The organism is Spirosoma oryzicola, from assembly GCF_021233055.1.
GTDB classification, from domain to species: domain Bacteria; phylum Bacteroidota; class Bacteroidia; order Cytophagales; family Spirosomataceae; genus Spirosoma; species Spirosoma oryzicola.
Genome location: NZ_CP089545.1, coordinates 36,386 through 49,646, shown reverse-complemented (window position 1 = coordinate 49,646; position 13,261 = coordinate 36,386). Strand labels below are relative to the sequence as shown.

Below are 13,261 nucleotides of genomic sequence, written 5' to 3'. Positions count from 1 at the left end.
TACTTTAAAAAAGCACGAGTCAGATCAGTACAACTAGTCTAATAAGGTGATGCACAAAGCAAACGATGAGTATAATTCAAATTAAGGTCACTAAAAGCGCTTATTAGTATAGTTTAAAGAAGAGTTAGTAGTTAAGATGGTCTGTCCGTAGGTGTGTTATCCTACTGTGCCATGATTTTTGTGCCTAAAGGGGATGAATAGGTGTACATACCTGCTAACAACGGTAGTTGATGAGATCCTATTTTGAGGCACTATGGTCGAAAAGCTTTACTCACTTCTTTTTACAGATTTACCGAAGCAGCTATTCTGTATAGGATTGCTCTTTTATCGGTTTTGGGCCAATAGTTTCGTTTTAGGAGATCGTATTTTTTCAACCTACTGCTCATCGTTGCTATTTAGCTCAACGTTAATTGCTGAACTACACTTCTTGTTTCGTAGAGAAACGCATGCAAGAATTAGTTGGTACATTTTCGCTAAACGGCCTTTACGGGCACAGTGCTTCCCAAGATACTGCCCTGCGTACACATGATCATTTCATGAATGGAAGAAAGGCCATGTACTTAGAGCCAGGGAGTACAACGCGCTGAAACCTTAGCTGGATCTTGATAACGAGATTCAACTATTTCAAGGCACTTAACCGTAACTATGAAAATACCTTTCCTTATTTTGGTAACGTTGACAATGTTGCTGCTGATAGCCAGCCAGGGATTTGGTCAGATTGCTTTTACAAATGAAAGCGGTCTATTGAACAAGCCTAACTTTGTCTCGTACGTCCCTAAAGCCGTAGTTGACATGAACAACGATGGGCTGGATGATATCATCCGGGCTTATTCATTTGCGAATGCGTCTACGGGTTCTATCTACATCGAATACCAACAACCCTCTGGTCAATTTACATCGGCATACATCGGCCGTACTGACCTCCAGCTGAGCATGACCGTTGCTGATGTCGACCGGAACGGACACAATGACCTTATCGTCGGCGGTCAATATGATGGTGTCCACATGTTCAAAAATACGGGCAGTGCATTTACCCAAGTGAACCTGGACGGACCAGCCATCTTCATGCAGGCCGCTAACCTGGCGGACATCAACAATGATGGTTGGCTTGACTATTTCGCCTGTCACGATGAGGGGCTAAACCAGATTTGGGGCAACGACAAAACCGGAAACCTGAAAGCGGTTTATGATTGGATTGATCTGGCTACCGTTCCTGTCTCGAACAACTCGGGTAACTACGGTAGTGTGTGGGCCGACTTTGACAATGACGGGGATCTGGATCTCTATGTCATCAAATGCAGCCGGTACGCTATGAATGACCCGGAAGATCCTCGGCGGCTAAACATGCTTTTTGTCAATGACGGTTCGGGACACTATACCGAACAAGCGGCTAAATATGGCCTAAGACCTTACGCGCAGGGCTGGACAGCCGACTTTCAGGATATCGATAACGATGGCGATCTGGATTGCTTTATCTCGAATCACAAAGGCCCTAGTATGCTCATGGAAAATGACGGTACCGGGCATTTTACCGATATTACTACAGCAGCTGGTATCGGCGACGTAGGTGATCCATTGCAGGGTCTGATGCGTGACTTCGACAACGATGGATATGTTGATATTCTCATTGCCGGTAATCAAAGTCATTTGTACCACAACAATGGCAACCGGACGTTTACAGAAATTAATAATGCGTTTGACGCCAATACTATGGGTTCTTTTGCCATTGGTGATCTTAATCACGATGGCTTTCTGGATGTATACGCTTCTTATCTGGGCTTAAGCAACTCGTCAGGCGCTGCTATTCCAACCGATAAACTTTGGTTGAACACGAAAAACGGAAACCATTTTTTGAGTGTCAGCTTAAAGGGTACAGTCAGTAATCCGAATGGGGTAGGGGCGAGATTGACCATCTATACAAACGGTCAGAAGCAGATTCGCGAAGTTCGGGCAGGGGAGGGGTATGGCGTGACTAATTCATTGACGCAATATTTTGGCTTAGGTACTGCCACAACAATAGATCGTTTGGAGGTTAAATGGCCTTCGGGCATCATAAGCACCATTCAAAAACCACAGATTGATCAAACATTGGTTGTTCGCGAAGACGTGTGTACCAAATCAATCTGTGTTCCGATTACAATTACCAAAGTAGCTCGGTGAGATAATTAGTTGCTTGATAAGCCATGGGCATCATATGCGCTTTTTTTGTTAAGTAACCTAATATTTGGTAGTTTATAGTTAAGTTTTTAGTTGTAATTCCAATAGTAAAAATATTGATAATCAGTTGGTTAAGTGGTAAAGAGAATTCTGAACCATAAGACTGATGGGTTATCAAATTTAGTGTCTCTTCAAAAATAGGTATATGAAGACATTTGTACGATACACGCCGTTTCTTGTTAACGCCATCCGTAGCATCAGTCAAACTAGTGCCAGTCGGATAACAATGCTCTGGCTTTTTGCCTTTTTGATAAGTCAGAAATCCCGGCGAGCAGCGGTTATTATTGGACTTATCCTTACCCCATTACTGCTTAAAGCGCAAATTCCTGCTTGCGATGCCAACCAAATTCTGACGGGCTATTTCGTTGGAGCAGGTGCGGTAAGCGCATCGACTGGTACCGTTGCTAGCAGTGCCAGTGCACTTAACGTCCCTGATGGTAACGTAGCAACAGTTAATACGAACTCAACACTTACATTAGATCTGGGGCAAGTTGTGCCTGTGGGAGGTAATTTAAACGTTACCTTTCGACCAGCCAATGCGACCGCACCTTTGCAAGTTCTGGTGGCCTCAGATGTTGATGGACCTTGGACTAACATTGCCCAACTGACAGGAAGTAATCTATACTTAAGTACTACGAGTCTGACACTACCAGTGGATGCACAATACGTCCAGCTTGTAGCCACTGGTACTGCTTACAGTGTAGATGCTGTTGCTTATCCCGTTTACCGTTGTGTTAATAATCCAGCGCCAGTCTGTACGGGTAGCCAGCAAATAGCAACGTATCCAGCAGGAGCAAGCTCTGTCAATAGCACAACGGGTGGTGTAACAAACGGTAATAACAGTACAGGAGCGCCCGATGGCTTGCTAGCCTCTGTCACGGCCAATTCAGGTATCACTCTGGATATGGGTAACGTTGTAGCAGCGGGAAACAACTTAGTTTTTACGTACTCTACTAGTAATTCCACTGCGCCAATACAAGTATTAGTGTCTACTGACAACGTAACTTTTACCAATGTAGCCCAACTGCCAGTTACTTCGTCAATCACAACGACCAGTAATGTGCTTTTGCCTTTTAATGCAAAATATGTCAGATTGACAACAACGGCAACTGGGCTCAATTTGGATGCGGTGACATATTCCGTTTATCGTTGTATTAGCCCACAATCAGTTACTTGTGCTACTGGATTACAGCAGATCAGCTATCCAGTCGGAGCCGAAGGTATTAATGGACAAACGGGTACCGTTGTAGACGTTACCAATAGCACAGGCCCTCCTGATGGCCTATTTGCTGTAATCAATGCCAATTCAACAGTAACGCTTAATATGGGTAGTGCTGTTAGCGCTGGTGGTGAAATATCCTTTGTTTATTCATCGACTAATAACAATGCACCAGCACAGATATTAGTAGCTACTAATGTCGGAGGGCCCTACGTATACATTGGTCAGCTAGATCCTAACACAAGTACGTCAACAGTTACGTTAACCTTACCAATCAACGCGCAGTACGTACGAGTTCGAACGATTGGTACTGACTATAGCCTTGATGCAATAACTCGACTCGAAAATGTCTGTGTTGCCACACCTGTCACCGTTTGTCCAAGTGGTCAACAATCAGTCAACTACGAAATTGGTGCGTCAAATTCCCCAAGTGTAAACTATGGTAATGTTACGAGTAGTACTAGTTCAGGATTTACCCCGGATGGCGTGTATGCTACGATCGGTACATCTACTGGAATTACTCTTGACATGGAGCGTGTTATTTCAGCGGGTAATAGTTTGAATATAAACTACTTCTCGGCAAACACGACTTCCCCGTTACAGATTCTCGTAGCAACTAACTTTTTAGGGCCTTATACAAACGTCGGCCAAGTGCCGCCTAGCACCGTTGCTACCACTGCATCATTAGTATTGCCTCTTGATGCTCGGTATGTACAAGTGCAAACAACGGGTACTGCCTACTCACTGGATGCGATAACGAATACAGTTTACTTATGTGTCAACAATCCCGCTAGTTGTACAACAGCCGGGCAGGAGTCCGTCAGTTATGAGGTGGGCTCAGTAGCCGTTGCTGGTACCACTGGGACCGTCAGTTCTACAGCCAATGCACTGGGTGTAACCGATGGTGCGCTGACATCCTTGACAGTAAACTCCTCGTTGACTCTGGATTTGGGGGTGCCACTTACCGCAGGTGATGGTATAAACATCACCTATTCTTCGGTCAACACGTCGGCCCCAATGCAGGTGCTTATTGCAACCTCAGCGGCCGGGCCTTATACAAATATCGCGCAGGTTCCCGGTAGTACGGCTAGGACAACTTATTTCATCCCCTTGCCTTTCGACGCGCAGTATGTACAAGTGCGAACGAGTGTGACAGGCTACTCTATCGATGCCATTACCCGAACGGTCAACCAGTGTATCACGCCTATCTCAACTACCTGTCCTGCTGGGCAGCAGTCAGCAAGTTATGAGGTTGGCGCTCAAGGAGTCGGTGCTTCGACGGGTACTGTTTCTAATCCGACTTTCGTCGCGGGTAGCGCGGATGGAGCGCTCGCAGCGCTGAGCGCTAATGCCTCATTGGTGCTTGATATGGGTGACGTAATACAGGCTGGAACGCCCCTCAACGTGACGTATTACTCAGCTAACACCACGGCCCCGTTGCAGGTGTTGGTAGGGAATACATCCACCGGACCGTTCACAAACATAGGTCAGTTAACCGGCAGAACAATTGCAGGAACTAACTCGATTGTTTTACCAATCAGTGCTCGGTACGTCCAGTTGTTAACCAAAGCTACTTCCTTCTCTGTAGATGCTGCGACCTACCCGGTTTATACCTGTGTAAGTTTACCAAATACGACTTGTCCTGCTGGGCAGCGTTCCGTTAGTTATGATATTGGTGCTCAGGGTACTAATACGACGACAGGAACGGTGGCAAACGGCACAAATCTGATAGGTGTACCCGATGGTACTGTAGCAAATATTGCTGCCAATTCATCGCAGGTTATTGACATGGGGTCAGTTGTGACGGCAGGTAATACGCTATATGTAACTTACTCGTCAGCCAATTCTACGGCACCGATGCAAGTTTTGGTAGCGACAAATTTGGGTGGTCCTTATACGAATATTGATCAGTTACCTGGTTCTACGAGCAGAACGGAAAAAGGTGTGTTGTTACCGATCAATGCCCGGTACGTTAAATTCCAGACCACAGCTACCGCTTTCTCACCGGATGCTGTAGTGTATCCTTCCTATAGCTGTGTAACACCACCATCTACGACTTGCGCTGCTGGCCAGCAGTTGGTTTCTTATCCCGTCGGTACTCAGGGGGCAGGCGCAACAACCGGGACTGTTTCAGGAGCTACAAACGCAGTAGGGCCGCTCAATGGAACCGTCGCAACGTTGGCCGCCAACTCATCATTAATTCTCGATTTAGGTAGTACAATCACAGGAGGGAACATCGTCAATGTAACGTACTCATCGACCAACTCCGCTGCACCTTTACAAATATTGGTAGCGACAGACGTTGCTGGACCTTGGACCAATATAGCTCAGGCACCGGGTGCCACGGTAAATTCAACGTATAGCTTATTCCTACCGTTCGATGCTCGGTATATACAAGTGCAAACAACAGGTACGCCGTATAATGTCGATGCCGTTTCATACACTAGTTACTCGTGCATTACCACGCCTGTTACGAGTTGTACGGGTGGACAACAGTCAGTAAGCTACCAAGCAGGTGCAAGCGGTGTTGGTGCTACAACTGGTACAGTTGCAACGGCTACAAACATCGTCGGCAATCGCAATGGAACAGTAGCCACACTGTCCGCCAACTCATCATTAATCCTTGATTTGGGCAGTACGGTCAGCGCTGGTAACCAGCTTTACGTGACGTATGCTACGTCTGGAACAACAACTGCTCCGTTACAGATTCTGGTTGCCACATCAGCGGGTGGGCCTTTCGTAAATATTGGTCAGTTGTCGTCTAGCCCAACCTATGTAACAAGAAATATAACGTTACCGACTGATGCTCAGTACGTCCAGGTACAAACCAGCGGAACGCCGTATCTAATCGACGCCGTTACTTATCCAGTTTATGCTTGTGTGTCGTCTGTTGTAACGAGTTGTACAGGCAACCAACAGTCGGTGAGCTACCAAACCGGCGCACAAATCGTAGGCGCAACAACCGGAACTGTAACTAACACTCAAAATGCAACAGGTAGCCCTGATGGAGCGATTGCATCGCTAGCGGCTAATTCCTCGATTGTGCTTAATTTGGGTAGTACTATCAAAGGCGGAAACTATTTAGCGTTCACGTACTACTCAGCCAATACAACTGCTCCACTACAGATTCTGGTTGCCACAAATGCCAACGGTCCGTGGATCAACATCGAACAGCTTAATGGCTCCGTTGCGGCAACGACTAGTTATGTGCTTCTACCGGTTGATGCTCAGTTTGTACAGATTCAAACAACAGGTACGGCTTATTCACTTGACGCTGTCACTTATCCCAAATATTCTTGTGTAACAAGTCCATCCGATCTTTGCGGTCCAGGTCAGGAAGTAACAAGTTTCAATCAGGGTGCAACTGGAACCAACGGGATAACAGGTACGGTAACCACGCCAACCAACGCAGTCGGCACAGCGGATGGTACGTTTGCTTCGCTGGGTGCAAACTCTTCATTGACCGTTGACTTCGGCAGTGTCGTGGCTGGCGGGAGTAGTCTAAACGTTACGTATCGTTCGGTGGATCAGACGGCACCGCTGCAAGTGTTAGTAGCGACAAATTTGGGTGGCCCTTACACTAATATTGGCCAGATGACTCCTTCGTCGTCAACGGTTATTACAACAATGAATACACTAACGTTACCTGTCAACGCCCGCTATGTGCAGTTGGTAACGAAAGCCACCTCATTCTCGGTAGATGCCGTTACTCATCCTGTTTACAACTGTGTCTCATCTGGAAATACGAGCGGCATTGTTTTTCTGGACGGTAATGTGAACGGTATACGCAATAGCAATGAACAAGGTGTCGGAGGGGTTACGGTAAAAGCGTATAATGCTAGCGGTACTCTGGTTGGGACAACAACTACCTCCTATGGAAACCCAACCCTAAACATACCCTCAGGATACTATAATTTTAACAACTTAGCCACTGGACAACCGTATAGGCTCGAATTCTCTGCGCTGAACCGTCCAGAACTGGTATCATCTACAGAGGGACCAGACAATGGAACGTCTATTCAGTTTGTTCTGGGTGCCACGCAAGGACACGATTATGGGTTGTATGTACCAAGCACTGTGTGTAGCTTCAACGACAATCCACGGGTAGTAGCAGGTACTGGCCTATCAAATTATGATTATTCAGTATCTTCTTACAACTACTATGATAGGGGTGTAGCTAATGGAACGAACTATCCTACAGCAGCAAGTCGCAACAGTGATTTGACCGCTGCCCAGGTTGGGGTACCGCTTGGCCTGGCAGCGCAGAAGGGTAGTAATCTGGTATATATGTCGCCCATCTCATCAGATGTAGCGGGGGTATTCCCCATGGCTCCGGGAGGCTCATCGGCCATATACATTGCCAATTACAATTCCCCGAATGGTTCTCAAACATATCAGAACAATAAACTACTAGTACGACTCTCTGATCTAGGGATAAACGTTGGCCCTACGACTGCTGCACTAGGCGGAAACACCTTTGGCGTCCAAGGATTAGGTGGAATGGATTTTTCGACGGACGGTAAGACACTGTATGTCGTCAATATGTACAATCGTAGCTTGGTTCAGCTAGACATCAGTAACGTAAACTATGCAACGTTACCGGCTTCAAAACCAACGAGTGCTACGACTCTCACTCCTCCAGCATCATTAGCAAATTGTAGCGGTGGCATTTGGCGACCAGCCGCTTTACGCCAGTTTGGAGGTAAACTGTACATGGGAGGTGTCTGTGACGCTTCGATCAGTCAGAACAATGGATCATTAAAAGCTGTAATTGTCTCGTATGATCCAGCAACAAATACGTGGAAACAAGAACTTGCCTATCCGCTTAACTTTACGGGAGGGGGTACTTCCGTAAGTGTTAATGCGAATGGGTATACGCCTGTCCACTGGGCTACTGCCGCCACCAATACGTCGCAAGTCATCCAACCCGTTGTCATAGATCTGGCCTTTGCCGATAACGGGCTGATGGTTATTGGTACAACCAACCGCTTAGCTTACGGATCCACTACTACGGGAAACCAAACTGGTTATGTGTTGGGAGCTTGGAAAGATGCTAATGGAAACTATGCTTTAGAAAATGCAGGTGTACTAGGACCCTATACAACGGGAGTTAACATAACACCGATCCCGACGGGCGGTCCTGGTGGGAAGTTCTTCTTCCGGCAATCAGCACGGGTTCCTGGGCATAACTACCAGTTCAACGGAGGCCTGTTTATAAAATCAGGTACTAACGAAGTGGTTGCAGGGTATACCGATCCCGCCGGTCCGTATTCGATGGGATCAACTTACATGAGCCTGACCAACGGAACGCAACTCTATGGAACTGGCTTGACATATGGTCAAAAAATCAGCCGAATCACGGGTACGCAACAAGTTTGTGATGCAACGCCATCTATTGAAATCGGGAACCGTGTTTGGGCTGATGCGAATAAAAATGGTATTCAAGATGCAGGCGAACCTCCGTTAGCGGGTGTCATTGTCCAGCTAGCGGACGAATCGGGTAACATCATTGCTACCAATGTTACAGACAATGAAGGAAACTATATCTTCTCGAATCAACCGGGACGCATAAGTAACGGCAGTGAGAAATATGGTATTCAGCTAACGCAACGGACTAAATACGTCCTGTCAATTCCGTCAATGGGATCTGACATTTCTACAGCAGGCATCTCGTTGACGGCTGTTACCATAGCTCCCGGAGAAACTGCGGGTAACATAAATACGGGTAGCACGATTACTAATAATGACGCATTCTTGGTTGGGGGTGTTCCTTCCATCACACTAGTAACGGGTGCAGATGGGGATAATAACCATACCTACGATTTTGGCTTCATTCCTCCGGCTATGGTTGGTGACTATGTGTGGTACGATACCGACAAGGATGGTCAGCAGGATGCTGGAGAACAAGGTGTGAAAAACGTAACTGTAGAATTGATTAACGCTACCACCGGCGCTGTTGTCTCAACGACGATGACCGACGGCAACGGCAAATATCTGTTTACTAACGTTGAACCGGGTCAATACGTAGTTAAGTTCACCGCTCCAACTGGTACGACGTTCACCGTACCCAACACGGGTCCACAGGATACCAACAGCAAGGTTACAAGCTCAACGGGTAACGTTGGTACCACTTCTCCGTTCAGTATTACCGCTAGCCAACAATTACTTTCGATAGATGCCGGGATAATACCGGTGGTGTGCGAGAAGCCGGTGTTGACGGTGGGTAACCCCGCCTGCACGGGCACGGGCAGCTATAGCGTGGCTATCTACAGCTCGACCAGTATGGTAACGGCCAGCGCGGGCAGTGTGGATGCGGCCAACCGGCGCATCACGGGCATTGCTGTGGGCAGTCCGGTGAGCATAACAGCCATGACGGGGGCGGGTTGCATGAACATCTCGATGGTCGCGTCGCCAGCGGCTTGTCCGGCGAATCCGCCGACCGATCCCAACGATCCGACGGTGTGCGTGCAGCCTCGTCTGACGGTGGGTCAGCCGCTGTGCAATGGTAGCAGCTATTCGGTGAGCTACACCCTGGACGGGGTGGCTAGCCTGAGCGTAAGCGCGGGTAGCGTCAATGCGGCTAGCCATACGGTAGAAAACATCCCGCTGGGCACCAACCTGGTGATCAGCGCGGCCACTAGCGGTACGTGCATGAGCAGCGTGAGCGTGGTGGCTCCCACCACGTGTCCGCCCTGCGAGAACCCGGCCATCAGCCTGAGCGGTCCGGTGTGTTCGACGGGGGCGGTGGGCACCTACGTGGTCAACTACACCCTGACGGCGGGCGCTTCTTTGAGCGTTAGTGCGGGCGTGGCGGCCAACGGGGTGATCAGCGGTATTCCGTCGGGTCAGGTCCTAAGCCTGACGGTGCTTAGCGGAAGCTGCACACCCAAGATCGTAACGGTTTCGCCGGCCACCTGCCCGGTGGTGTGTGAGAAGCCGGTGTTGACGGTGGGTAACCCCGCCTGCACGGGCACGGGCAGCTACAGCGTGAGCTTCTACAGCTCGACCAGTATGGTAACGGCCAGCGCGGGCAGTGTGGATGCGGCCAACCGGCGCATCACGGGCATTGCTGTGGGCAGTCCGGTGAGCATAACAGCCATGACGGGGGCGGGTTGCATGAACATCTCGATGGTCGCGTCGCCAGCGGCTTGTCCGGCGAATCCGCCGACCGATCCCAACGATCCGACGGTGTGCGTGCAGCCTCGTCTGACGGTGGGTCAGCCGCTGTGCAATGGTAGCAGCTATTCGGTGAGCTACACCCTGGACGGGGTGGCTAGCCTGAGCGTAAGCGCGGGTAGCGTCAATGCGGCTAGCCATACGGTAGAAAACATCCCGCTGGGCACCAACCTGGTGATCAGCGCAGCCACTAGCGGTACGTGCATGAGCAGCGTGAGCGTGGTGGCTCCCACCACGTGTCCGCCCTGCGAGAACCCGGCCATCAGCCTGAGCGGTCCGGTGTGTTCGACGGGGGCGGTGGGCACCTACGTAGTCAACTACACCCTGACGGCAGGGGCTTCTCTGAGCGTTAGTGCGGGCGTGGCGGCCAACGGGGTGATCAGCGGTATTCCGTCGGGTCAGGTCCTAAGCCTGACGGTGCTTAGCGGAAGCTGCACACCCAAGATCGTAACGGTTTCACCGGGCAACTGTTCACCTACGGCCAGCATCGGGGACTATGTGTGGAACGACATCAACCGCAACGGCATTCAGGACGCCAGCGATACTCCCCTTGCCAATGTGTTGGTGACGCTCTATGTCAACGGCGTGGCATCGGCCACCACGGTGACTAGTTCAACGGGGGCTTACAGCTTCACGGGTCTGACGGGGGGCAGCAGCACTAGCTACTCAGTGGGCTTTACGACCCCGGCGGGCTACACGGCTACCTTGGCTAACCAGGGTGGTGATGATACCAAAGACAGCGATGTGGACCCCGTGACGGGCCGCACTCAGTCGGTGACCTTAGCTCCAGGGGAGAACAACTCCACCCTGGATGCGGGCTTCTACTCGCCTACGGCTAGCATTGGGGACTACGTGTGGAACGATACCAACGGCAACGGCATCCAGGACGCCGATGAGCGGGGCATTCCCAACGTGCCGGTGACGCTCTATGTCAACGGCGTGGCATCGGCCACCACGGTAACCAGCTCGACGGGGGCTTACAGCTTCACGGGCCTGACGGGGGGCAGCAGCACCAGCTACTCGGTAGGGGTGAGTCCGCCAGCGGGCTACACCGCTACGCTGCCCAACCAGGGCAGTGATCCCACCAAGGACTCCAACCTCAACCCGGCCACGGGCCAGACGGCCTCGTTCACCCTGGCACCGGGTGAGACCAACAACACCATCGATGTGGGTCTGTACTCACCCAAAGCGTCTCTGGGCGACTACGTCTGGCTCGACGCCAACCGCAACGGCCAGCAGGATGGGGGCGAGACGGGCGTCTCGAGTGTGACGGTGGTGCTGCACAACGCCACCACCGGGGCGGTGGTGTCCACGACAACGACCAACGGGTCGGGCAACTACCTGTTCACCAACCTGGACGCGGGCAGCTACTACGTGGTCTTCACGGCTCCTTCGGGCATGACCTTCACGGCGGCCAACGTGGGTTCGGACGCTACCGACAGCGATGTGGCCAGCACCACGGGCGCCAGCGGCAGCACGGGTGTTTACAGTTTGAGTGCGGGCGAGAGTAACCTGACCGTCGACGCGGGTCTGGTTCCGCTGCAAGCGACGATTGGGGACTATGTGTGGAACGATACCAACGGCAACGGCATTCAGGACGCCGATGAGCGAGGCATTCCCAACGTGCCGGTGACGCTCTACGTCAACGGCGTAGCGTCGCAGACGGTGCTCACCAGCTCGACGGGGGCTTACAGCTTCACGGGCCTGACGGGGGGCAGCAGCACCAGCTACTCGGTAGGGGTGAGTCCGCCAGCGGGCTACACCGCTACGCTGCCCAACCAGGGCAGTGATCCCACCAAGGACTCCAACCTCAACCCGGCCACGGGCCAGACGGCCTCGTTCACCCTGGCACCGGGTGAGACCAACAACACCATCGATGTGGGTCTGTACTCACCCAAAGCGTCTCTGGGCGACTACGTCTGGCTCGACGCCAACCGCAACGGCCAGCAGGATGGGGGCGAGACGGGCGTCTCGAGTGTGACGGTGGTGCTGCACAACGCCACCACCGGGGCGGTGGTGTCCACGACAACGACCAACGGGTCGGGCAACTACCTGTTCACCAACCTGGACGCGGGCAGCTACTACGTGGTCTTCACGGCTCCTTCGGGCATGACCTTCACGGCGGCCAACGTGGGTTCGGACGCTACCGACAGCGATGTGGCCAGCACCACGGGCGCCAGCGGCAGCACGGGTGTTTACAGTTTGAGTGCGGGCGAGAGTAACCTGACCGTCGACGCGGGTCTGGTTCCGCTGCAAGCGACGATTGGGGACTATGTGTGGAACGATACCAACGGCAACGGCATTCAGGACGCCGATGAGCGAGGCATTCCCAACGTGCCGGTGACGCTCTACGTCAACGGCGTAGCGTCGCAGACGGTGCTCACCAGCTCGACGGGGGCTTACAGCTTCACGGGCCTGACGGGGGGCAGCAGCACCAGCTACTCGGTAGGGGTGAGTCCGCCAGCGGGCTACACCGCTACGCTGCCCAACCAGGGCAGTGATCCCACCAAGGACTCCAACCTCAACCCGGCCACGGGCCAGACGGCCTCGTTCACCCTGGCACCGGGTGAGACCAACAACACCATCGATGTGGGTCTGTACTCACCCAAAGCGTCTCTGGGCGACTACGTCTGGCTCGACGCCAACCGC

At 51.5% G+C, this 13,261-nt stretch carries 2 protein-coding genes (1 of these 2 only partly in view); both read left to right on the top strand.

All coding sequences use genetic code 11. The annotated features are described in order from the left end of the window. The first annotated feature begins 645 nt into the window (after positions 1 to 645). Complete coding sequence (locus tag LQ777_RS29435; RefSeq protein WP_232564012.1) at positions 646 to 2,160, top strand: CRTAC1 family protein; 1,515 nt, start codon at positions 646 to 648, stop codon at positions 2,158 to 2,160. Between the two features lie 202 nt (positions 2,161 to 2,362). Then, positions 2,363 to 13,261 carry the 5' portion of an SdrD B-like domain-containing protein gene (locus LQ777_RS29430; protein WP_232564011.1) on the top strand. 22,155 nt of this gene lie beyond the right edge of the window, so the window shows 10,899 of its 33,054 coding nt (coding positions 1-10,899); it begins with the start codon at positions 2,363 to 2,365; the stop codon falls past the right edge of the window.